20 protein-coding genes are annotated in these 23,149 nt (G+C 73.1%); 7 read left to right on the forward strand and 13 right to left on the reverse strand.

The window, feature by feature from the left end; all coding sequences use genetic code 11:
• Positions 1-157: 157 nt before the first annotated feature.
• Complete coding sequence (locus ACZ2G1_RS12055) at positions 158-850, forward strand: response regulator transcription factor (protein WP_017835083.1); 693 nt, start codon at positions 158-160, stop codon at positions 848-850.
• Positions 847-2,295, forward strand: a complete 1,449-nt coding sequence (locus tag ACZ2G1_RS12060) for a sensor histidine kinase (protein WP_470376855.1) — start codon at positions 847-849, stop codon at positions 2,293-2,295. The genes ACZ2G1_RS12055 and ACZ2G1_RS12060 overlap by 4 nt, the downstream gene beginning before the upstream one ends.
• Positions 2,296-2,524: 229 nt before the next feature.
• Here the strand turns inward: ACZ2G1_RS12060 and ACZ2G1_RS12065 are convergent, their stop codons facing one another.
• The 3 genes from ACZ2G1_RS12065 to ACZ2G1_RS12075 form a co-directional block, all read right to left on the reverse strand.
• Positions 2,525-3,325 carry a GntR family transcriptional regulator gene (locus ACZ2G1_RS12065; protein ID WP_017835085.1) on the reverse strand — a complete coding sequence of 267 codons (801 nt, stop codon included), beginning with the start codon at positions 3,323-3,325 and terminating at the stop codon, positions 2,525-2,527.
• A complete protein-coding gene (locus ACZ2G1_RS12070; RefSeq protein ID WP_017835086.1) occupies positions 3,322-4,323 on the reverse strand; it encodes a zinc-binding dehydrogenase in 1,002 nt (333 codons plus the stop codon). The genes ACZ2G1_RS12065 and ACZ2G1_RS12070 overlap by 4 nt, the downstream gene beginning before the upstream one ends.
• Before the next feature lie 86 nt (positions 4,324-4,409).
• Complete coding sequence (locus ACZ2G1_RS12075) at positions 4,410-5,255, reverse strand: MSMEG_6728 family protein (protein ID WP_470376856.1); 846 nt, start codon at positions 5,253-5,255, stop codon at positions 4,410-4,412.
• Between the two features lie 82 nt (positions 5,256-5,337).
• Here ACZ2G1_RS12075 and ACZ2G1_RS12080 point away from each other — a divergent pair, with 82 nt between their 5' ends.
• Positions 5,338-6,651, forward strand: a complete 1,314-nt coding sequence (locus ACZ2G1_RS12080) for an MFS transporter (protein ID WP_144835632.1) — start codon at positions 5,338-5,340, stop codon at positions 6,649-6,651.
• Positions 6,652-6,771: 120 nt separating this feature from the next.
• On the opposite strand, the gene ACZ2G1_RS12085 is transcribed toward ACZ2G1_RS12080, so the two are convergent.
• The 4 genes from ACZ2G1_RS12085 to ACZ2G1_RS12100 form a co-directional block, all read right to left on the reverse strand.
• On the reverse strand, positions 6,772-8,460 hold the full coding sequence (locus ACZ2G1_RS12085; protein WP_470376857.1) for a thiamine pyrophosphate-dependent enzyme: 1,689 nt from the start codon (positions 8,458-8,460) through the stop codon (positions 6,772-6,774).
• Between the two features lie 263 nt (positions 8,461-8,723).
• The gene (locus ACZ2G1_RS12090) at positions 8,724-10,139 is read right to left on the reverse strand and encodes a sugar porter family MFS transporter (protein ID WP_017835090.1); all 1,416 of its coding nucleotides are present in this window, start codon (positions 10,137-10,139) and stop codon (positions 8,724-8,726) included.
• 186 nt (positions 10,140-10,325) lie between these two features.
• Positions 10,326-11,522, reverse strand: a complete 1,197-nt coding sequence (locus ACZ2G1_RS12095; RefSeq protein WP_470376858.1) for an ROK family transcriptional regulator — start codon at positions 11,520-11,522, stop codon at positions 10,326-10,328.
• A gap of 101 nt (positions 11,523-11,623) precedes the next feature.
• Complete coding sequence (locus ACZ2G1_RS12100) at positions 11,624-11,956, reverse strand: glutaredoxin domain-containing protein (protein WP_017835092.1); 333 nt, start codon at positions 11,954-11,956, stop codon at positions 11,624-11,626.
• A gap of 437 nt (positions 11,957-12,393) precedes the next feature.
• Between ACZ2G1_RS12100 and ACZ2G1_RS12105 the strand changes: the two genes are divergently transcribed.
• The gene (locus ACZ2G1_RS12105; RefSeq protein WP_255250862.1) at positions 12,394-13,227 is read left to right on the forward strand and encodes a phosphatase PAP2 family protein; all 834 of its coding nucleotides are present in this window, start codon (positions 12,394-12,396) and stop codon (positions 13,225-13,227) included.
• A 41-nt stretch (positions 13,228-13,268) separates the two neighbouring features.
• Here ACZ2G1_RS12105 and ACZ2G1_RS12110 read toward each other — a convergent pair whose 3' ends face one another.
• The 3 genes from ACZ2G1_RS12110 to ACZ2G1_RS12120 all read right to left on the reverse strand — a co-directional run bounded on the left by ACZ2G1_RS12110 (position 13,269) and on the right by ACZ2G1_RS12120 (position 17,529).
• Entirely contained in the window at positions 13,269-15,509 is a 2,241-nt protein-coding gene (locus tag ACZ2G1_RS12110; RefSeq protein WP_095650031.1) for an MMPL family transporter, read from the reverse strand.
• Between the two features lie 127 nt (positions 15,510-15,636).
• The gene (locus ACZ2G1_RS12115; RefSeq protein ID WP_017835095.1) at positions 15,637-16,026 is read right to left on the reverse strand and encodes a universal stress protein; all 390 of its coding nucleotides are present in this window, start codon (positions 16,024-16,026) and stop codon (positions 15,637-15,639) included.
• Positions 16,027-16,065: 39 nt separating this feature from the next.
• A complete protein-coding gene (locus tag ACZ2G1_RS12120) occupies positions 16,066-17,529 on the reverse strand; it encodes an APC family permease (RefSeq protein ID WP_051063846.1) in 1,464 nt (487 codons plus the stop codon).
• Positions 17,530-17,658: 129 nt separating this feature from the next.
• Here ACZ2G1_RS12120 and ACZ2G1_RS12125 point away from each other — a divergent pair, with 129 nt between their 5' ends.
• On the forward strand, positions 17,659-18,738 hold the full coding sequence (locus tag ACZ2G1_RS12125; protein ID WP_095650030.1) for a nitronate monooxygenase: 1,080 nt from the start codon (positions 17,659-17,661) through the stop codon (positions 18,736-18,738).
• Positions 18,739-18,760: 22 nt separating this feature from the next.
• Here the strand turns inward: ACZ2G1_RS12125 and ACZ2G1_RS12130 are convergent, their stop codons facing one another.
• The 3 genes from ACZ2G1_RS12130 to ACZ2G1_RS12140 form a co-directional block, all read right to left on the reverse strand.
• Positions 18,761-20,287, reverse strand: coding sequence for a peptide MFS transporter (locus tag ACZ2G1_RS12130; RefSeq protein ID WP_470376859.1), 1,527 nt, complete (start codon positions 20,285-20,287; stop codon positions 18,761-18,763).
• Positions 20,288-20,459: 172 nt separating this feature from the next.
• A complete protein-coding gene (locus ACZ2G1_RS12135; RefSeq protein WP_470376860.1) occupies positions 20,460-21,299 on the reverse strand; it encodes an aldo/keto reductase in 840 nt (279 codons plus the stop codon).
• 241 nt (positions 21,300-21,540) lie between these two features.
• Positions 21,541-22,380, reverse strand: a complete 840-nt coding sequence (locus tag ACZ2G1_RS12140; protein ID WP_144835630.1) for an SIR2 family NAD-dependent protein deacylase — start codon at positions 22,378-22,380, stop codon at positions 21,541-21,543.
• 111 nt (positions 22,381-22,491) lie between these two features.
• Between ACZ2G1_RS12140 and ACZ2G1_RS12145 the strand changes: the two genes are divergently transcribed.
• Complete coding sequence (locus tag ACZ2G1_RS12145) at positions 22,492-22,869, forward strand: hypothetical protein (protein ID WP_470376861.1); 378 nt, start codon at positions 22,492-22,494, stop codon at positions 22,867-22,869.
• Positions 22,870-22,973: 104 nt separating this feature from the next.
• A complete protein-coding gene (locus ACZ2G1_RS12150) occupies positions 22,974-23,126 on the forward strand; it encodes a hypothetical protein (RefSeq protein WP_160291625.1) in 153 nt (50 codons plus the stop codon).
• Positions 23,127-23,149 lie beyond the last annotated feature (23 nt).

The raw sequence follows: 23,149 nt of genomic DNA on the forward strand, positions 1-23,149 counted from the left end.
AGTTCTCCACACCTGTGGACAACGTTGTGCACCGGTTGGGGAGAAGGGGCACGACCGTGCCGGTCGGGATGCCGTCCTCATCGGATCCTCAGGCGGCGTGCGGAAGACTGGAGGGGTGCGGATCCCGCCGCGCCCACGGAGGAGAACGGGAGGACACGTGCGCGTGCTGCTGGTGGAGGACGAGGTGGACCTCGCGGAGTCGCTGCGCCGCGGGCTCACGAACGAGGGCTTCGTCGTCGACGTCGCCCACGACGGCATCACCGGGGGGTGGCTGGCCGGCGAGAACCCCTACGACGTCGTGGTCCTGGACCTGATGCTGCCCGGCAGGAACGGCTACGCGGTGCTCGAGGGGCTGCGCGCCGCCGAGAACTGGGTCCCCGTCCTGATGCTCACCGCCAAGGACGGCGAGTACGACCAGACCGACGCCTTCGACCTCGGCGCCGACGACTACCTCACCAAGCCCTTCAGCTTCCTCGTGCTCGTGGCGCGGCTGCGCGCCCTCATCCGCCGGGGGGCGCCCGAGCGGCCCGTGGTGCTCACGGTCGGGTCCCTGCAGCTCGACCCCGTCCGCCGGACCGTGACCCGCCGGGGGACGGCGCTCGAGCTCACCGCGAAGGAGTACGTCATCCTCCAGTACCTGATGCAGAACGCGGAGAAGGTCGTCTCGAAGCTGGAGATCATGGACAACGCGTGGGACGCCGGCTTCGAGGGCTCCGAGAACATCGTCGAGGTCTACGTGGGCTATCTCCGGAAGAAGATCGACGCGCCCTTCGGCCTCTCCACCCTGCAGACGGTCCGCGGCATGGGCTACCGGCTGGTCCCGGACGAGCCCGGGGCGCCGGCGTCGTGACCTCCGCCAGGAGGGGGCTCCTCGACCGGTGGGGGGTGCGGGAGCGCAGCACCGCCGCCGCGGCGCTGCTCATCCTCCTGGTGATGGCCGTGGCCGGAGCCGTGCTGCTCGAGGTCCTCAGCCGCGCGGCCGTGGGGGCCGCCCACGACCAGGCCGTGGCCCGGCAGACGGAGATCCTCCAGGACCTGGGGCTCCCGTGGGGCCCGCGCAGCGCCGGGGGCGCGGCGGGGGAGACGGCCGTGTTCACGCAGGCCGGGCTCGGCGAGCTGATGCTGCGGCTCGGCCGCCCGGGGGTCATCGTGCAAATCCAGGACGCCGACGGACAGGTGGTGGCCGCGTCCCCCGCCAGCGCGCTGGGCACGGACCTGTCCGTGCCGGTCCTGGAGCCGGGGCGGTCCTTCGACTCCGCGGCGACCGGGGACGGGCTCGCGCTCAGGACCGACGACCACGTGTATGTCGCTCACGGCATGTACATCAACGGGGTGCCCCTGACCCTCACCGTGGCCGTGCCCATGGCGCTGCAGCAGGGCACCCTCCAGACCGTGTCCCTGTTCCTGCTGGTCGGCGGGCCGGTGCTGGCGCTGCTCGGCGCCGCGCTCATGTGGTTCCTGGTCGGCCGCTCCCTGGCCCCGGTGCGCCGCATCACCGGACAGGTCCGGCGCATCGGCACGGCCCGCCTGGGGGAACGGGTCGACGTGCCCCCCACCCGGGACGAGATCGCGGCGCTCGCCGAGACCATGAACGGGATGCTGGACCGGCTGCAGACCTCCGACCGGGCGCAGCGGCGGTTCGTGGCGGACGCTTCCCACGAGCTCCGCAGCCCGCTCGCCACTCTCACCACCACGATCGAGGTGGCCGCCTCCGACCCGTCCGGGGCGACGTGGTCCGAGGTCGCCCCCGTCCTGAGGTCCCAGTCCCGCCGGATGGGCCAGCTCGTGGAGGACCTCCTGACCCTCGCCAAGGTCGACGACGCCGGGCTGCGGCTGCGCACCGCGGACACCGACCTGGACGAGGTGGTCCGGGAGGAGATCGCCCGGATGCGGCCGGCCTCGCGGCACGAGGTGCGCGTGCACGTGGACCCCGTGCGGGTCCGCGGGGACGCCAGCCGGCTCCAGCAGGTGGTCCGCAACCTGCTCTCCAACGCGGAGCGGCACGCGGACACCTGGATCGCCGTCTCCCTGGTGGCCGAGGGGGACGAGGCGGTCGTGACCGTGGTCAACGACGGCGACCGCATCGCGCCGGAGGACCGGGAACGGGTCTTCGAGCGGTTCGTGCGGCTCGACGACTCCCGGACCCGGGACACGGGCGGATCCGGGCTGGGCCTGGCCATCAGTCGGGAGATCGTCGCGGCCCACGGGGGGACGATCGGCGCGGGCGAGGACCCGGAGGGCCGGTGCCGCTTCCAGGTGCGTCTCCCGCGGGAGGGCGGGGACGGCGAGGGCTGAGCACCTCGCGTTCACCTCCCGTTGGCGGCACCGTCACGCGGGCCGCCTAGCGTCTCCCTGGTCGGCGGGAGCCCCCCGACCTCGCTCCGACGAGCACGGATGCACCCCCGGGCAGCCGTGCGGAATGCCCCGGTCCGTCGGCGGACCGGGGCATTCGACTGCTCCGCGACCGGGGGCCCCGGGCCGCCGGCCGGGATCCCCGGCCTCCGGCGGCTCACCCGCCGGGCTCTCAGTACCCGGCGGCGGCGGCGCCCCAGACCTGCGCGGTGAGTTCCTCGAGGCGCTCCTCGGGTGTGCGCTGGGCGCGCAGGGCCTGGGCGACGAGCCGCTGCGCGGTGGAGGCGAGGTGCTCGCGCATGGCGCGTGCCGCCTCCGCCTCGTCCCGGGCGAGCACGGCCCGGACCAGCGCGTCGTGCTCGCGCGCGAGCTCCCCGACGGGCCGCCGCGACGTGGCGGCGACGACGCCCAGGAAGGACGTGGTGGTGCGCAGCCGCTCCACGAGCTGGACGGCCTGGGCGTTGCCGGCGACGAGCAGCAGCGCACGGTGCAGTCCCTCGTCCGCCTCGGCGGTGGCCTCGAGGTCCCCGGTCCCGGCCGCCTCGTGCAGCGCCTCCCACCGGGCCCGGATCCGGTCCAGCTCCTCGGGCGCCGCGAGACGTGCGGCCCGGCGGGCGGCCGGGACCTCCAGGGCGGTGCGCACCGCGAAGATCTCGGCGACGTCGTCGGGACTGACCTCGACGATCTCGAAGCCGCGGTTGCGGTGGAACCGGATCAGCCCGGCCTCGCCCAGCCGCAGCAGGCCCTCCCGCACCGGGCTGCGGGAGACGTCCATGGCGGAGGCCAGCTGCTGCACCGAGTAGAGGCGCCCGGGCTCCATCTCGCCCGCCGTGATCGCCCGGCGCACCGCGGCCATCACCTGCACGGCGAGCGAGCTCCCGGTCGTGGCGGTGACGGACGGCAGCGCGGGGGCCGCCGGCCCGGGACGGTCGCCGGCCGGGGACCCGGTGACGGAGCGGGGTGGGGTGGTCACGGGGTGATCGTCAGCTTGATGTCCCCGGGCCGGTGCTCCTCGGCCCGCTGCATGGCCTCCGCGATCCGCTCGAGGGGGAACTCGGGCCCGAGACAGTGCTCCACGTCGATCTCGCCCTCGGAGATCCGCCGCAGGGCCTCGCGGAAGGACGTCAGCCCCGGCTCGGCCTGCGCCGCCACGGAGCACTGCAGCCGCAGGTTCTTGCGGAACGCCGTCCACAGCGGGACCTCGGTGTGCCCGTGCCGCTCCGGCAGGCCGAAGAAGCCGACGATGCCCCGGTCGGCCGCGAGCTCGACGGCCTGGTCGCGCAGCACGTCGTGCCCCACGGCCTCGATGACGAGGTCGGCGCCGCGGCCCCCGGTGACCTCGGCCACGACCGCGGCGAGGTCCTCCTCCGGCACCCGCACGGGGACGGCGCCCAGCCGGCGGGCGACCTCGAGCCTGCCCGTGTCCAGGTCGGAGGCGACGACGTGCGCGAAGCCCAGTCGGCGGGCCTCCTCCACGAAGAACAGCCCGGCGGAGCCCGCGCCCATCACCACGCACGTGTGCGCCCGGCGGGCAGGCGTCTCCACGGGCCAGAACTGGCGCATGGCGTAGAGGCACGTGCCGTACTGCTGGGCCATCATGAGCCGCCGCAGCTGCAGGGAGTCGCCCGGGTCCGTGCCGGCGGGCAGCTCCACGACGTGCAGGTCGTCCAGCAGCTGGAGCTCCGCGAAGCACCCGCCCATCTCGCCCTGGGGGACCGTCAGCACCAGGGTGCCCTCCGGGACGCGCTCCGAGCGGGACTCGACCACCACGCCGACCCCTTCGTGGCCGGGGTAGCCGGGGCGGCGCGGGCCCTCCGCGTGGAGCAGCCCGTGGAAGGCCGCGTGCAGGTCGGATCCGCAGATCGAGGCGTGCAGCATGCGCACCACCAGCTGACCGGGTTCCCGGGCGTGCGGATCGGGCCAGTCGGTGACCGTGACGGTGCCCGTGGTGGGGACGTGGGATGCTCGCATGCGCGCCTCCTGGGGTCGGGCGCGCCGGGCGCCGGTGGGTGACATGCTACCCACGGTTTGGTGCCGCGGACGGGCGTGACGCCGGATTAAACCCGCGGCGCGCCCGGATCGGCGCCGACGGCCTCGACGGGGACCGCGAAGACGGGGCGGGGGGACTGCAGCCGGGCGGGTGCGGGCAGGTCGCGGCGCAGCACCCGGTCCCCGCGCTCGAGCTCGAGGGAGAACCCGCCGACGGCGTGGTGCACGTTCTCGCCCAGCACCGTCCGCTCCACGACCTGCTCCGGGCCGGGCGGCCCGTGCAGCAGCAGCACCGGCTCACCCTCCCGCAGCTCCTCCTCGACGCGGGCCACCGCCTGCACCCAGTGGCTCTCCCGCACGCCGTCCGGGACGCGGAAGGGCACGACGACGGCGCCGCCCGCCGCCTCGTGCGCGCCCGGCGCCAGGACCCACGCCCGCCGGCCGTGCGGCGGCTCGGCGGGTGGCGTGCGGCCCTCCGCGGGCACGGGCCACACGTAGTCCAGGCCGGCGGGGTCGCCGGGGAAGACCGCGCGGTAGAGCTCCTCGTCCTTGCGCAGCAGGTTCGACCGGTGCGAGCGGTGGAACGCCTCGTCGCCCAGCCAGGGCGGCGGCGGCGCCACGTCGTCGTCGGGGGCGCGGTCCCAGGCCTCGGGGGCGAACTCGCGGATCTGCCACCCCGTGCTGTCGGCCCCGCCGCGGGCCGTCCACTCGTCGACCATCGCGCGGCCGTAGGCGACCAGGGCGGGCACGTGCCCGGCCCACATCGCCGTGGCCGGGTGGCGGTACCACCCGTAGCCCGGCACGGTGGCCGCGCGCAGCACCTGCAGGGTCTCCACCCGCTGCTTGCCGAGCCGCTTGCGGTCGAGGACGCGGGCCGAGCGGGCGAAGTCCGGGTACGGGAGGAAGGTCTGCACCGCCCCAGTGTCCTACGGATCCGCGGCCTCCACCACCGCACCGGCCCGTGCGCCGGGGCCCGCGCGGGGGGACACTGGGGGCATGCCCCTGCCCCGCGCGCTGGAGCCGTTCCGGCTCGGCCGGTACCGTGTGCTCGCCTTCGCGATGTTCAGCAGCGTCTTCGGCGCCGGGATGTGGGCGGTGGCCCTCGTGCACCAGGTCCTGCAGCTGGACGGCACGGCCGTGGACCTCTCGGCCGTGACTGCGGTGGGCGCGCTCGGCATGCTCGTCTTCGTGCTCGTGGGCGGGATCGCGGCCGACCGCTTCCTCCTGGCCCGGGTGCTGCGCCTCGTCGAGACCGCCAACCTCCTGACGGCGGGGACGCTCGCCGTCCTGGCCCTGGCGGACGGGCTGCGCATGGGGCACCTTGCCGCGGCGGCGTTCGTGTTCGGCGCGGGTCTCGGCTTCTTCTATCCGGCCTACTCGGCCTCGCTGCCCCGGATCCTGCCCGCCCGGCAGCTGCTCGCGGCCAACGGGGTGGAGGGCACGGCGCGCCCGCTGCTGCAGCAGGCGGCGGGACCGGCCGTGGCGGGTCTGCTCATCGGGCTGGTCGCCCCGGGCGGCGCGCTCGCCCTGATCGCGCTCTGCCACGCCGCCGCGCTCGTGCTGCTGCTGCGCCTGCACGTGCCCGGCCACGACGCCGATTCGGACGCCGGCGCGGACGCCGGCGCGGACACGGATCCAGGCGCGGGGGAGCCGTCCCCGCCGCGGGAGGCGGTGGGCGCCCTCCGGTCCGTGCGGCAGGACCTCATGGAGGGCGTGAGCTACACGGTGCGGACCCCGTGGCTGCTGTGGACCCTGCTGTGGGCGGTGCTCGCGGTCTTCCTGCTGCTGGGTCCCCTGGAGGTCCTCGTCCCGTTCCTGGTCCGGGACCGGCTGGGCGGGGACGCCTCCACGTTCGGCTACCTGCTGGCGTGCTACGGCGGGGCCAGCGCGGTGGCCTCCCTGGTGGTCGCGTCGCTGCCCCTGCCGCGGCGCTACCTCAGCTGGATGATCGTGCTGTGGGGGTTCGGGACGCTGCCCTTCGGTCTCGTCGCGACCACCGACTCGTTCTGGGTCATGGCGCTGTGCCTGGCCTTCGTGGGCGCCGGGGACGGCGCGGGCATGGTGCTGTGGGGCACTCTCCTGCAGCGCCGGGTCCCGCGCCACATGCTGGGGCGGGTCTCGAGCCTCGACTTCTTCGTCTCGATCGCCCTCATGCCGGTGTCGATGGCGGTCGCGGGACCCGTGGCCCAGGTGGTGCCCCTGCCGGTGATCTTCTGGATCGTGGCCCTGCTGACCCCGGCGCTGGGGCTGGTGGCCCTGTGGGCCGGGCGGATGCGCGAGGACGAGCTGGCGCACCCGCTGGCCGGCTGAGCGCCGCCGTTGCACCCCACAGGGCGCAGGGACGGGGACGTGCGGACCGGGGGCGGTGCCGCGTCCCGACCGGACGCGGCACCGCTCCGCTCACCGCACGAGCGGTGGACGGCCCGCGGGTCAGTAGGCCTTGACGCGCTGCTCCACGATCAGGTGGATCAGGGCGAACTGCCCTTCCTCGTCGATCGCCCTCAGGGCGGCCTCGAGCGCGCCGGGGATCTCGGCGTCGGTCTCCACGCGCACCCCGAACCCGCCGAAGGCCTGGGCCATGAGAGCGAAGTCGGGGTTCTTGAGCTGGGTGCCCGAGACGCGGTCCGGGTAGTCCCGCTCCTGGTGGGTGCGGATCGTGCCGTACTCCTGGTTGTCCATCACGACCACCAGCGGCGTGGCCCCGTACTGGGCGGCGGTGGCCAGCTCCTGGCCGTTCATCAGGAACTCGCCGTCACCGGCGATGGTCACCACCCGCCGGCCGGGGTAGCGCAAAGAGGCCGCGACGGCGGAGGGCACCGAGTAGCCCATGGAGCCGTTGCGGGCGGAGATCATCGCCGCGTACCCCTTGGCGGGGAAGTAGCGGTGCGCCCAGTTGGTGTGCTCCCCGGCGCCGAAGGTGCACATGGCGTCGTCGGGCAGACCCGCCACGAGGTGGGCCATCATGGTGTCCATCCGGGCCCGGCCTCCGGACGGCTCCGTGGCCGGCTCCGTGGACACGGGGGTGGAGAACTCGACCTGCTGCGCCCGCAGCCGGGCGGTCCACTCCTTCCACGCCGGCTTGGCCGGCAGGTCGATGCGCACGAGGTCGCGCACGAACACGTCGGGCTTGGCCACGATCTGGTAGGACACCGGCCCGGAGCGCCCGCGCAGGGACGGGTCGATGGTGACCAGGAAGTTCTTCTTCTCCCAGTCCTGGCGGACCAGGAACCCGTTGGTGATGACGTCGCCGGGGACGGTGCCCACGAAGACCAGCAGGTCGGTCTCCTCGAGCATCTCGAAGGTCGCCTTCGGGCGGCCGTAGCCGATCGGGCCCACGTAGGAGTCCGAGTCGAACGGGACGGTGCCCTCGGTGCGCCACTCGGCCGCGGCCGGGAGGTGGTGCTCCTCGAGCCAGTCCGTGAGGCCGGCCGCACCCTCGACGGTCCAGTCGTTGCCGCCGGTCACGAACAGGGGCTTCTCCGCGGTCGAGAGCGCGTCGCGCAGCGCCTTCCAGTCGTTGACCGTCATCCCGCCGTGGGCCACGGGGATCGGCGGGTGCAGGGTCGCGTCGATCTCGGCCCGGATGATGTCCTCGGGCAGACCCACGACCACGGGGCCGGGGCGGCCGGAGTTGGCGGCGAACATCGCCTCGGCCACGATCTCGGAGGCCCGCTCGGCGTGGTCGAGGACCATCACGCGCTTGGCCCCGGAGTCGAACCACGCGTGCGGGTCGAACTCCTGGAACGCCTCCTTGTCGCGGTGCTCGAACGGGATCAGGCCCACGAACAGCACCATCGGGGTGGAGTCCTGCCACGAGGTGTGCAGGCCCACGTGGGCGTTGGCCGCGCCGGGGCCGCGGGTCACCATGGCCACGCCCGGGACGGGGCCCATCTTGCCGTCGGCCTCGGCCATGTAGGCCGCACCGCCCTCGTGGCGGCAGACGACCGTCTCGATCGACGAGTGGTGCAGACCGTCGAGCACGTCCAGGTAGGACTCGCCGGGCACCACGTAGGTGCGCTGCACGCCGTGCGCCACGAGCGTGTCCACGATGACGTGGCCCGCCGACTTGCGGGCAGTGGTCTGTGCGGGGGATGCGGGGTCCGCAGTGGTCTGGGTCAACGTGGGTCCTTTTCGCCGTTGAAAATGGAGCGGTGGGGCTGGGCAGGCCGGAACCGGCTCGGGGGTCCGGGCCTGGCGCAGTTCATCCGAAAATACCCGATACGGGCGGCGATCCGTGTCCTGGCGGTCACGGAGGAGTAAAGAAGGACGCACAGCGCCCGCGGTGCCCTGTGCGCTCCCGGGCCCGGGCACGACGACGACGGCGGCGGTGGTCTCCCCCGGAGGGGACGATCACCGCCGCCGTCGTGGATCCTGCGCGGTGCTCAGTCCTGCATGTCCTCGAGCTCGATGCCGGTGGTCTCGCGGACCATCTTGATCGTGAAGATCAGGGAGACGAGCCCGAAGAACGCGTAGAGCCCGTACGCGACGCCCAGGGAGAAGGCCGCCAGGGCCGGGAAGGTCACGGTGACCAGCCAGTTGGCGATCCACTGCACGAATCCGGCCACGGCCAGGGCGGCGCCGCGGATCCGGTTCGGGAACATCTCGCCCAGCAGGACCCACATCATGGGACCCCACGAGACGCCGAAGAAGACCACGAACAGGTTGGCGGCCACGAGGGCGAGGGGACCGGCGGTGGGGCCGAGCACCGGTGCGCCGTCGACCACGTCGGCCGTGGCGAACAGGACGGCGAGGGTGGCGAGGGACAGGGTCATGCCCGCCGAGCCGATGAGCAGGAGCCGGCGCCGGCCGACCTTCTCGACGAGCGCGATCGCCACGATGGTCACGGCGACGTTGACCACGGACGTGATCACCGTGATGGTGAACGAGTCGGCCTCGGTGAACCCCACGGACTGCCAGAGCACGTTCGAGTAGTAGAAGATCACGTTGATGCCCACGAACTGCTGCAGCGCGGCCAAGCCGATGCCCACCCACACGATCGGCTTGAGACCGGCCGTCCGTCCCTTCAGATCGGACAGCCGGGGCTTGTGCTCGATCCGGAGGGTCTCCTTGATGAGGCGCACCCGCTCGGCCGCCGACGCGGAGCCCTGCAGATTGGCCAGCACGGCCTCGGCCTCGTCGGAGCGACCGTCCTCCACCAGGTAGCGGGGGGACTCGGGGATCGTGAACGCGCCGATCAGATAGGCGATGGCCGGGATGGCCTCGGCCATGAACATCCACCGCCAGGCCTCCAGGCCGAGCCACAGCTCCTGGGTGGAGCCGCCGGCCATGGCGGCGAGCCAGGCGTCCACCGCCAGCGAGATGAAGATGCCGAGCACGATGCCCATCTGCTGCAGCGAGCCGAGCCGGCCGCGGATGGAAGCCGGGGCGACCTCGGCGATGTAGGCGGGAGCGATGACGGAGGCGACACCCACGCCGATGCCTCCGACGACGCGCCAGAAGATCAGCCAGCCGAAGCTGTCCACCACACCGCAGCCGATCGCGCTGACGAGGAAGAGGACCGCGGCGATCTTCATCACCGGGACGCGGCCCAGGGCGTCGGCGACCCGGCCGCCGAAGAACGCACCTGCGGCGGCGCCGAGCAGGGCCGAGGCCACGGCGAAGCCGAGCGGTCCGGGAGCGACCCCGAACTCCTCCTGGATGGCCGAGACCGCGCCGTTGATGACCGCGGAGTCGTAGCCGAAGAGGAAGCCGCCGAAGGCGGCGACGATGGTGATCCGGAGGACCGCCGAGGTGTTCGGGTGCTCCGCGACCCTGGGGGTCGTGGCGTCTTGGCTCATCGGACAGCTCCCTTGCTGGTGGAGATCGGCTGCTGGTGGAGGAAGCGGCGTGGGCTCGGGACGTGCCGTCCGCCGCACCCCGGGGCGGACGCACCCGCCGACGCCGTGGGGTTCGTGTGACGCGGTCCACACTAAAACTCAGTGCGCTGAATGTCCATTAGTCGAAGACAGGTGTCGTCCGGCGCGTCATCCTGCCGGAAGGGCCCCGACGGGCAGCTCCGCGTGCTGCAGGGCGAGGATCACCGCGCCCGCCACGTGCGCCTCGATCCCCAGCAGGGCGGTCTCGATCCGCAGGCCCCGGACGCTGCCGCGGACGCCCTGGCGGGAGACGACCTCGCGCAGCGGGCCGAGCAGCAGCTCGCCGGCCCGGGCGATCTCGCCGCCGACGACCACGAGCTCCGGGTTGATGGTGTTGCACAGGTTGGCCACCGCCGTGCCGAGCAGGCGGCCGGTGTCGCCGATGACCCGCCCGCAGCCGACGTCGCCGGCGAGCGCCGCCGCCACGAGTTCGGGGACGGTCAAGTCGGTCCCGTGCGTGGCGCTCAGCAGGCCGGTGACGTCCGCGGAGGACACGTAGGTCTCGAGGCACCCGCGGTTTCCGCACCGGCACACCCGGCCGTGCTCGTCCACGGTCGTGTGGCCGAGCTCCCCGGCGGACCCGGTGGCGCCGCGGAAGAGGGACCCGTTGAGGATCAGACCGGCGCCCACGCCGTGGCCGATCTTGAGGTAGGCCATGTGCTGCGCTCCGCGCCCGGCGCCCCAGGCGTGCTCGCCCAGGGCACCCGCGTTGGCGTCGTTCTCGACGACGACGGGCAGTCCGAGTCGGCGGCCGGCCTCCTCGCGCACGTCGATCCCGCTCCACGCCGGGAGGATCGCGCTCGCACTGACCAGCCGGCCCTCGAGGTCCACAGGGGCCGGGAGGGTGAGGCCCGCGGCGAGCAGCCCGGACCGTGCCGTGCCGTGCTCCCGGAGGAGGGCGTCGAGGGTCCGGTCGACCAGCTCGAGGTCCTCGGCGAAGCGGTGCTCGGCGGGCAGCTCGTGACGCCGCTGGGCGAGGATCCTCTGGTTCAGGTCCGCGACGGCCACCGTGACGTGGCGGTGTCCCACGTCGATGCCGACCACGTGGCCGGCGGAGCCCCGGAAGCCGATGCGCTGACCCCGGCGGCCGGCGCCGTCCGTCTCCATGACGAGCAGGCCGGCACCGATCAGCTGGTGGACGATGCTGGACACCGTCGAGGGCGCCAGTGCGGTGCGACGGGAGATCTGCGCCTGGGTCAGGTGCCCGTCACGGCGCACCGCGTCGAGCACCCGGCGCTGGTTGGCGTTGCGCAGGGACGTCTGCGAACCGGGTGGAACGGGGGACCCCGCGGGCTCGGACATCATCGTCCTCTTTCACCGGTGAACGTGAACAGGACTGTCATCCTAATCAGCGTTCACAGGTCGAAGACAGGGGTGGGCGGGCCGGCGGCTCCGCCCGCCTGTTCTCAGAGGACCTTGCCGGCCTCGGCGATCAGCCCTCTGGCGGCGGCGACCTGGGCGGGGGAGGCCGCGACGAAGTGCTCGTCGCGGGTCACCACCGTGGGCACCGTGGCGTTGCCGTCGTTGAGGGACTCCACGAAGGCCAGGGCGTCCCGGTCCTCCCAGATGTTGGTCCACATGGCGCGCTCGGCGTCCGGTCCGAGTCCGCGCTCGAGCATGCCGCAGAACGGGCACCCGGGCCGCCAGTAGATGGCGACCCCGCCCTCCGCCACGTGCTGGACGGCCTCGGCGTGGGAGGCGGCCGGGCGGCGGCTGCGGGACTTGTCCTTCTTGAACACGGGGGCTCCTCGCGGGTCGGGCGGCGGGGTGGGAGTGGCGGCCCAGTCTAGCCGGACCGTTCCACGTCAAGAGCTGTCCCCCGATGAGGGGACAGGGGCTGAAAGTGGCAAGAGCCTGCCGAGAGGGTGGCGGAGGACCGCCGTGGCGGTGTCCGTCATGGAGAACATCCGATAACAATTGATTTTTCCGCAAATGTCCGCTGTTCCACGTGAAACTCCGTGTCTTTGCTCGAACATCAACCTTTTCCGACCGATGGCGCTGCTGACGTCACACCGAGGACGCGGAGCGTCACACAGCAGCCCTGCCGGCGCCGTTCCTGCGGTCAAGCTTCATGATTTGTCATTCTCTGTACCGATTCGGGGAATTGTTCCCGAACTCTCTTGCGGGCCGGGCGTTCGGGGACTCCCGGAACGTGGCGTGTGTCATGGTGGTGGGCATGGCAATTCCGGCGCAGCACTCTTCCCCCCGGCCGGCCCGCTCCACCTGGTCCCTCCCCCAGCTGCACCAGTGGGTGGTCGTCCCCTTCATCGTCGTGCTCGTCACGGCGACCGTGGGGCGGCTGCTGGTGTACTCCCCGGGAGTCGCGGCACAGGAGATCGAGGTCCTGCACCGGCTCGACGCGGCGCGCCTCGGCGTCCTGGACGCGCTGGCGCTCGTCCTGCACCACGCGTTCTCCACCCCGGGGGCGTTCGCGATCATCGCCGCCCTCACCGCCTGGCTCGCCCTGGCGCGCCGGCGGCCCTGGGACGCCGCCGGCTTCGCCGTCACGGCGCTCTCCGGCTGGGCCGCGGTCGGGATGGTGAAGGTCGCCGTCGGCCGCCCCCGGCCGGACAGCACGGCGTTCCCGGAACCCCTCGTCCTCGTGGACGGCATCACGTCCTTCCCCTCCGGGCACGCGGGTGCCGCGCTGGCCATCGCGGCGGCGTTCTGCCTCGCGATGCGCCGGTCGAGGTCCGCCTCCGCCGTCCTCGTCGCGGGCCTGGGCACGGCCGTGCTCGTCGGGCTGTCCCGGCTCTACCTGGGCGTGCACTACCCCCTCGACGTCCTCGCCTCGTTCCCCGTCGCCTGGGCGGGCCTGGCCGTGGGGTGCGGTCTCGCCAACCACCTGGTGCCCGCGCTCGCCTACGGCTTCGGCTGGCAGCAGGAGGACGCGGCGTGGCACGACGTCGAGCAGGGGCCCGCCGCCGAGGAGAGCCCCGCCGAGGACGCTCGTCCGGACACGGCACGGGTGCCGGTCGTGGCCCGGCGGACGGACCACCACGCCGCCTGACACGCCGCCCGCGGCCGTGGCACCGGGCGCCCCGCCGGGTCTCAGGGCTCGATCCGCCGGTGGAAGGGCCACCAGATGGCCCGGCCGATGTCGTAGGTCAGGGCCGGCACCAGCAGCGACCGGACGATCAGCGCGTCCAGGAGCACGCCGAACGCCACGATGAACGCCAGCTGCACCAGGAACATGATCGGGATGACGGCCAGCGCCGCGAACGTGGCCGCGAGCACGATGCCGGCCGAGGTGATCACCCCGCCGGTGAGGGTGAGACCCCGGAGGATGCCAGCCCGGGTGCCGTGCACCAGCGACTCCTCCCGCACCCGGGACATCAGGAAGATGTTGTAGTCGATGCCCAGCGCCACGAGGAAGACGAAGCCGAAGAGCGGGACCGAGGGGTCCGCACCGGGCAGGTCCAGGACGTTGTTGAACACGAGGGCGGAGACGCCCAGGGCCGTGAAGAACGAGACCACGGTGGTGAGGATCAGCAGCACCGGGGCCAGGACGGAGCGCAGCAGCAGCATGAGGATCAGGGTGATGACCACGAGGATCACCGGGATGATCAGCGTGCGGTCGGCGATCGAGGTCTCGTTGGTGTCGATGTTCGTCGCTGTGGTGCCGCCCACGAGGATCTCCGCGTCCGCCGCGCGCAGGTTCTCGCGCAGCTCCCGGACGGTCTGCTCCGCCTCGGGGGAGTCGGCGGCGTCGGACAGCGTGGCCTGGAGCTGATAGAGGCCCTCGGCCTCCGTCGGCTCGGCCCCGGCGAAGGGCCCGGCCGGGGGCGGGGCGTCCTCCCCGAGGGGCAGGGTGCCGGACGGGGAGTCGTTGGCGACGGCGACGACGCCGGCCACGCCCTCCGTGCCCTCGACCGCCTCGACCGCGGCGTCCAGGGAACGGGTCGGGACCAGCAGGACCGCTGGGCTGCCGGAGCCGCCGGGGAAGTGCTGGGCCAGGGCCTCCTGGCCGTCCCGCGCCTGGGACTCGCCGAGCACGAGCTCGCTCTGCTCCACGCCCGAGGCCTCGAACTGGGTGCTGAACCCGGCGAGGGCGAGGAGCACCACAGTGGTCACCACCCAGATCGCCCGCGGGGCGCGGGCCACGAACCGGGCCACCGAGGCCCACACGCCTCGCCCCTCGACGGTCGGGCGGGTGCCGGCCCCGTGCTCGACCACGCGCACGCGCTCCGCGCCCGAGGCGTCGTATCGGGGCCGGAACGGCCAGAAGGCCCCCCGTCCCGTGGCGTAGAGGACCGCGGGCAGGAAGGTCAGGGCCGCCAGGACGGACATCACGATGCCGACGGAGGCCACCGGGCCCAGCGCCTTGTTCGAGGCGAGGTCCGAGAGCAACAGGCACAGCAGGCCCGCGATGACGGTGGCGCCGGAGGCGACGATCGGCTCGACCGAGCCCTTGAGGGCCGCCCGGGTCGCGTCCGCCCGTCCCCGGTGGTGCAGGAGGGCGTCCCGGTACCGGGCCGTGTAGAGCAGCGAGTAGTCGGTGGCGGCGCCGACCACGAGGATGAACAGGATGCCCTGCACCTGGCCGCTGATGGTCACGAGCTCGTTGGCCGCCAGCCAGTACACGACCAGGATGGCGGCGCTGAGGGCGAAGACCGAGGTCAGCAGCACCAGGACGGGCAGCACGGGGGAGCGGTAGACCACGAGGAGGATCACGAACACCACGGCCAGCGCCACGCCCAGCAGGATCCCGTCGATGCCCTCGAAACCGGCCACGAGATCGGCCGTGAACCCGGCGGGGCCCGTCACGTAGCTCTGCAGGCCCTCCGGCCGGTCCGTCTCGAACCGTTCCGCGAGCGCCTCGACGTCGTCGACGACCTCGCCGTCGGGCAGGGGGACGACGAGCTGGAAGGCCTCCCCGTCCTCGGACGGGATCAGCGGCGAGGTCTGCCCCTCGGCAAGGCCGCTCTCCTGCACCGCCGCGGCGGCGTCCTCCGCCCACGCCCGGTCGGCGGCGGTCAGCCCGCCCTCCCGGGCGAGGAGGACGATCGCGGGGATCGCCTCCGAGTCCCGGAACTCGCCCAGCAGCCGGGTGACCTGCGTGGACTCGGTGGACTCGGGCAGGAAGCTGGACTGGTCGTTGGTCGAGACCTCGGAGATCTTCCCGAAGTACGGCCCGCCCACGCCGGCCACCGCGAGCCACCCGACGATCAGCAGCGCCGGCAGCAGGATCCGCAGCAGCGTGGTCCAGCGGGAGCGCCGCGGGGGTGCGGGGGACCCGGGGGCCTCGGCCCACGGGGCGGGACGGGACGCGGTGGGGGCCGGGGTGGTCATGGCGTGCCTTTCACGAGCGGCAGGAGCAGGTCGGAGCCGCGGCGACCGACGGACCCCACCGCGGAACCGGAGGCGCCGGGGTCTGGGACCAGACTAATATTTCGAAAACAGAAATAAAATCCCGGGCTCAGTCGTAGACGGCCTTGACGCACAGCACCGGGCAGGGGCTCTCGAGCAGGACGCGCTGGGCGGTGCTCGCCATGATGATCTTGCCCACGGGGGAGCGGCGCCGGATGCCCAGCACGATGAGCTCGGCCCCGTGCTCGCGGGCGGTGTCGAGGATGACGTCGGCGGGGTCGCTGTCGTGGTCGGGCTCCCGCAGCTCGTAGCGCACTCCGGCACGGGCGAGCCTCTCCCGCTCCACGTCGATGTCTGCCTCGATCTCCGGCGGCTGGTGGCGCCTCGGCCGCGGCTGCACCACCACCAGGTCGGTGCCGCGGCGCTCTGCCTCGAGGATGGCGGCGTCCAGCGCCGCGTGTCCGGGGGCGGTGGGCATGTATCCGACGACGACGGTCACGGGTTCTCCTGGGGTAGCGGCACGGTGGGGCGGAACGGGTCAGGGACCGCGGTGGGGGTCCTGGTCCGCGGGCTCGTCCTCCATGCGGGCGAGGGCCTCCGGGTGCTCGAACCGCACCTTGCGGCCGAGGAACAGGCGGTCGTAGACGAAGTTGACGATCCACAGGCCCAGCCCGATCAGCAGCAGGACCACGGCGATCTGGTACTCGACGAGGTCCTGTGCCCAGGGCCCCACGAGGTAGGCGCAGGTGATCGCGCCCAGGTAGGGCAGGACCCGGGGGGCGTGGAAGTAGTCGTGGGTGGGGCTGTGGTCCTTGCGCAGGATGATCGCCGCGACGTTGACGATGGTGAACACGCCCAGGAGGAGAAGGGCCGTGGTGCCGCCGAGGGCGCTCGCCGTGCCGCTGCCGAGGATGTTGTTGATGACGACGATCAGCGCCATGGCGAGAAGGCTCGTGAACACGATGGCCGACCAGGGGGTGCGCCGGCCCTGCAGGACGTGGCCCAGGAAGTCCGGCAGCACGCCCTGGCGGGCCATGCCGTAGAGCAGCCGGGAGGCCATGAGCATGTTGATCAGGGCGGTGTTGGCCACGGCGAAGATCGTCAGGAACGGGTAGATCGTGTCGATGGGGATGTTGGGGGCGCCGATCCGGACCATGTCCAGCAGCGGCGTGGTCGACTCCCCGAGCACGCCGATGGGGACGACCGCCACGGTGAAGATCGAGACCAGGATGTAGACCACGCCCGTCAGGCCGAGGCCGAAGAGCATCACGCGCGGGAAGTCGCGGCTGGGGTTCTTGGTCTCCTCGACCATGTTGACGGAGTCCTCGAAGCCCACGAAGGAGAAGAACGCGAGCGAGGTCACCGCGGTGAGGGCCAGGAAGATGCCCTTGTCCTCCGAGGTCTCGAACACCATAGTCTGGCTGAAGTCGGCCTGGCCCTGGAACGCCGCCCAGAACCCCACGAGGATGACGATGAGCAGGCCGGTGAGCTCGATCGACGTCAGCACCACGTTGAACGCGAGGCCCTCGGTGACGCCGCGGATGTTGATGGCGGCGAGGATCGCGATGAAGATCACGGCGATCACGGTGATGGTCGTGGTGTCCACCTCCAGCCCGAAGCCGCGGGCGAAGTTCGAGGCCACGGCCGAGGCCGCCGTCGAGGCGGAGGTCAGGCCCGAGCTGAGCACCGCGAACGTCACGAGGAAGGTGATGAAGTGGATGCCGAAGGCCTTGTGCGTGTACAGCGCTGCGCCCGAGGCGCCGGGGTACTTGGTCACGAGCTCGAGGTAGGAGAAGGCCGTGATGGTCGCCACGAGGAACGCCACGAGGATCGGGGCCCACGCGGCGCCGCCGATCTCTCCGGCGATGTTCCCGGTGAGGGCGTACACCCCGGTGCCGAGGATGTCGCCCACGATGAACAGCAGGAGCAGGCCGGGGCCCATGACGCGCTTGAGCTCCGGCTGGGGGCGGGACCGGGTCCCGGATTCGGCTGACTGGGCCATCGGATGCCTCGAATCGGTGGTGACGGGCTGGCGGGCCCCGGCGTGCGGTGACCGTGGCCACAGCCTATGCCACGCCCCGCGCCCGGCCCAGGTGGTGACGACGAGCCGCCGTGTTCCTAGCCTGGGACCATGACGAGCACAGCGCCCCGCTTCCGGCTGACCGAACTCCGCCTCCCCTTCCTGGGCGCCCCGATGGCCGGCGGGCCCTCGACCCCGGCGCTGGCCGCGGCGGTCACGGCCGCCGGCGGCCTGGGCTTCCTGGCCGCCGGCAACCGTCCCGCGGCGGGCGTCCGCGCGGACGTCGAGGAGGTCCGGGCGCGCACGGACGGCCCGTTCGGGGTGAACCTGTTCGTCCCGCAGGCGGCGAACACCGCGGCCCCCGGGACGGCGGTCGACCCCGCCGTGCACCGGTCGGTCGCGGCCTACCGGGAGGCGCTGGAAGACACGGCCCGCCGGTACGGGGTGGAGCTGCCGGACACGGACCCCGCCGACGACGACGGGTGGGCCGCCAAGCTCGAGCTCGTCGAGGTGCTGCGGGTCCCGGTCGTCTCGTTCACCTTCGGGCTCCCCGCGGTCTCCGTGCTGGCGCGGCTCGCGGCGGTGGGCACCACGACGTCCGTCACGGTGACCTCCGTCCCGGAGGCCCAGGCCGCCGTGCGGGCCGGTGCCCACCTGCTGACGGTCCAGGGCCCGGCGGCCGGCGGGCACCGGGGCACCCACCGCGCGGAGGACGTCCCGGGCGAGGAGCCCCTGGTGGAGCTCGTCGCCGCGGTCCGCGCCGCCGTGGACGTCCCGCTCGTGGCCGCGGGCGGCATCGCCTCCGCGGCGGACGCGGACGCGGCCCTGACCGCCGGGGCGGACGCCGTGCAGGTCGGCACGCTGCTGCTGCGCACACACGAGGCGGGGACGTCCGCCGCGTACCGGGAGGCCCTCGGCTCGGGCCGCTACACGGAGACCGCCGTGACCCGCGCGTTCTCGGGACGGCTGGCGCGCGGGGTGCGCAACGGTTTCCTCGACCGCTTCACGAATATGGCCCCAGCGGCATATCCACAGGTCAACCAGATGACCAAGCCCATCCGGGCTGCCGCGGCGCAGGCCGGGGACCCCGAGGCCATCGCCCTGTGGGCCGGTCCGCAGTTCGCGGCCGCACAGGAGGTCCCCGCCGCCGAGGTGGTGCGCGGCATCCTCCGCGCACCGACCGGTCCCTGACGGCGGGTGCCCGGCACGGCCGTCAGCGCACCCCGCGCATCATCCGCCGGATCCAGGGGGACAGCACGAGCAGGGCGGCGCCGACGACGATGGTCACGGCGCCCAGGGTCCCGAAGTAGGCGGCCTCGGTCTGCTCGCTGTAGTAGCCGGCCAGCGCGCCGGACAGGGCCGTGCCCAGGGCCACCGACAGGTAGAAGAGGGCGACCATCAGCACGGGATAGGCCCGCGGGGCCAGCCGGGTGGACAGGGACAGGCCCACCGGGGAGACCATCAGCTCGCCCAGGGTGGCGACCAGCAGGATCAGCGCGGCCCACAGGACCGGCACCGAGGACACCCCGACCATGGGCAGGAAGATCAGGAACGCCGATCCCATCAGCACGATGCCGAGGCCGAACTTGGTGGGCGTGCCGGGCTGGCGGTCGCCCAGCTTCGTCCACAGCACCGCGAACACCGGCGCGAGCAGGATGATGAAGAAGGGGTTGAAGGACTGGACCCAGGAGATCGGCATGGTCCAGTCGCCGAGCGCGCGGTCCAGCCGGGTGTCCGAGTAGATCGTGATGACCGTGAACTGCTGCTGGAACAGCGCCCAGAACGCGGCCGAGCCGATGAACAGCGGGATGAATGCCCGCACGCGGGAGCGCTCGTCGTCGTCGACCTTCTTGCTGGTGAGCAGGAGGACGAACAGCGCCACGGCCGCCACCACGATCACCCCCACCACGACGTCGGCGAGGTTGGCCGCGTTGAGCACCCCCGTGAGGGCGGCGACCACGACGACGGCGATCGCCGCCGCGGCGATCCCCGCCCACTTCCCGTACTGCTCGCGCGGCAGGGGGTTGGGCACGTGGTGGACCTCTGCGGGAAGCCTCCTGCGCCCGAGGGCGTACTGGGCCAGGCCGAAGGCCATGCCCACCGCGGCCAGGCCGAAGCCGAGGTGGAAGCCCCAGGTCTTCTGCGCGAAGCCGGTCAGGAGCGGCCCGAGGAGTCCGCCGATGTTCACGCCCATGTAGAAGATCGAGAAGCCGGCGTCGCGGCGCGGGTCCTGGCGGTCGTAGAGGGCACCCACGAGATTGGTGATCGTGGCCTTGAGCCCCCCGGACCCGATCGCGATGAGGACGAGGCCGATCGTGAGACCCGCGACGGCGGGGATCAGCGCCAGCGAGACGTGGCCGGCCATGATGAGGACGCCGCTGAGGAACATCGTCCGCTCGGAGCCGAGGAGCCGGTCGGCGACCCACCCGCCCAGGATGGCGAACAGGTAGACGGCGCCGCCGTAGGCGCCCACGATGCCCGCGGCCGTGGCGCGGTCGATGCCGAGCCCGCCCTCGGTGGTGGCGAAGTACATGTACAGCAGGACGATGCCCTGCATGCCGTAGAAGGAGAAGCGCTCCCACAGCTCGACGCTGAACAGGTTCGCCAGCATGCGCGGCTGGCCGAAGAAGGACCGGGCACCGGGGCGGGGGAGCTCCGCGCCGGGGCGGTTGTCGTGGTGGTCGCGCGGGTCGGGGGCGCCGGTGGCGCCGTCCGCCGCGCGGGGGGTGTGGGAAGTCATGCGCACCATGATCGGCCTGCCGGGCGGTCGAGCACCAATCGGTGCGCGCCCGCGGCCGGCGGCCCCGTCGCGCTCACCCCCCGGTGGGCGGTGCCGGCGGCGGGACGGGCGACGCCCGGGACCGCGGTGCACCCACCGCGGTCCCGGGCCTCGCCGGGGAAGGAGCCAGGACTCAGTTGAAGTCCTTCGGGTCGGAGCCGATCCGCCCGCCGTTGTCGAGGCCGCTGATCGCCCGGACGTCCTCGTCGTCGAGCCGGACGTCGAGGGCCGCGTAGTTCTCGCGGATCCGCTCCGGCGTGACGGTCTTGGGAAAGACCACGTTGCCGATCGCCAGGTGCCACGCGATGATGACCTGTCCCGGGGTGGCGCCGTGCTTGCGGGCGATCGAGTCGATCACCGGGTCCTTCAGCAGGTCGCCGCCCTGGCCCAGGGGGGACCAGGCCTCGGTCAGGATGCCGTGCGAGGCGGTGAAGTCCCGCAGCGCGGACTGGTTGAGGTAGGGGTGCAGCTCCACCTGGTTCACCACGGGGACCACGCCCGTCGCGTCGATGATCTCCTGGAGCTCCTCCTGCGGGAAGTTCGAGACGCCGATGGACCGGGCCTTGCCGCTCTCCCGGATCTCCTGGAACGCCTTCCAGGTCTCCAGGTACTTCCCGCGCTTCGGGGTGGGCCAGTGGATGAGGTACAGGTCGACGTACTCCAGGCCGAGACGCTCCAGGGAGGCGTCGATGGCCTTCAGCGCGGAGTCGTGGCCGTGGTCGTCGTTCCACAGCTTGGTGGTCACGAAGATCTCGTCGCGCGGGATGCCGCTGTTCGCGATCGCCCGGCCGACGCCCTCCTCGTTGCCGTAGATCATGGCGGTGTCGATGTGGCGGTAGCCGGCCTCGAGGGCCTGGCCCACCACGTCCTCGGCGATGTCGGCGTCGACCTGCCACACGCCGTAGCCGAGCTGGGGGATGGTCCTGCCGTCGTGCAGGGTGAGGGTCGGGGACTGCGTCGTGGACTGCGTCATGGACCGTGCCTTTCGTGGGGAGACAGCCAGGGGCTGACAGGGAGGGCCGGGAGGAGCTCGTCCGGGCCCGGTGTCCGTCGAACAGTCTCCTGCTGTCGCCGCGCGCTGACAAGAAGGACAGCGTGCTTTCTGCTCTCAGCAATCGGCCTCCGCTGCCCAGCCGCAGCGGGAGGCCCCGGGAAGGCGGGGAACGGTGGTCGCAGCCGCAGCCGCAGCCGCAGCCGCAGCCGGCGGCGGGCGCTCAGCCGTCGGCGCGTGGCCGCCGGGCGGCCGGGCGCCGGTCGCCCCACGGGGGCAGGAGGCGGGGCAGGGCCTCGGCGGCGCCGGCCCGGACGGTCCGGTCGGCGTGCGGGGTGAGCGCGGTGTCCTCGGGGTTGATCTCGACCACGGGCGTCCCGCGGCCGGCCGCGATCAGCGGCAGGGAGGCGGCGGGCTGCACGAGCCCGGACGTGCCCACCACGAGCACGAGCTCCGCCTCGGCCACGGCCGCGGCGGCGCGCTCCACGGCGCCCTCGGGCAGCTGCTCCCCGAACCACACGACCGCGGGCCGCACCGCTCCGCCGCAGGAGGGGCACACCGGGGGGCGCTCGCGGCCCGGCTCCTCGTGGTCGGGCTCCTGGGGAGCGGGTGGTGCCTCCGGACGGGCCTCCGCTGCCAGGCCCGGGAGGAGACGCTCCGGGAACGGGGCGCCGCAGTCCGAGCAGCGGAACGCGAACAGACTGCCGTGCAGGTGGGCGAGGACCGCGGAGCCCGCCCGCTCGTGGAGGTCGTCGACGTTCTGGGTGACCACGTGGACGCGGGCGCGGTCCGCCCACCGGGCGATCGCCCGGTGTCCGGCGTTGGGGCGGAGCCGGCGCACCTGGCGGGCCCGCCAGAGGTACCAGGACCAGACGAGCCCGGGGTCGGCGTCCCACGCCTCGGGGGTGGCCAGCTCCTCGGGGGACCAGCGGGCCCACAGTCCGGTGCCGGCGTCCCGGAAGGTGGGCACCCCGCTCTCGGCCGACATCCCGGCGCCGGAGAGCACGGTCACGGTGCGCGCGGAGCGCGCCAGCTCGAGCAGCTCGGGGTCGAGGTCGTCCATGCCGCCGACGGTATACGCACGGAGGCTCCCGGACCAGGGTGCCCGGGCCGGTGCGGGGAAACGCCCGGGCCCGTTGGTCGATCAGCACGCGCGCGTGGTGGAATGGAAACCATGAAGTTCAACGTCCAGCGCGTGCTGACCCCCGCCTACCTGACCTCCGTCGCCCTCGTCGTGGTCGGAGTGGTCCTCGGTCTGGCGTGGTACCCCGTCGCGGCGTGGCTGTTCGTGCTCGCCGGTCTCGCGCTCAACGCGATGGCCGTGTCCGTCACCGAGATCAACGACGCCCCGCGCCGTCGTCCGGCCCTCGACCCCCGCGACGGCGACCGCGGTGGCGACGGCGAGCTCGTCGAGGACCGGGACGAGGACCTCGGGGACGCGCTCCCGCCGGAGGAGCCGGCACGCCGCGCGCCCGTCGAGCCGGACGCCGAGACCGCCGCCACCCCGACCGTCCCGCACTCCGGTTCGAGTCCCCTGCGGGAGCGGCGCTGACCCCGTCACCGGCCGGAAGGGCGGCCGGACCGCGCGCGGAGGAGTCACGGGCACCGCAGCACCTCGCCGGGGGCTGTGGTGGCCGTCATGGTAAATTCGGGGCGATGACCAGCCCCAGGAACCACGTCCACGGCCGCGGCCCCGCTGTGCCGCCGGGCCGCGTGCTGTCCTCGGCGGTCCGGTGCGTGTCCAACGGGACGAACGGCTACCTGAACTCCTGGGGGCCGCTGCTCTCCGGATGCCCCCGGGACGCCTGAGCACTCCGGCCGGGACACCGGCC

The sequence above is a fragment of the Kocuria sp. KKT182 genome, from assembly GCF_055635395.1.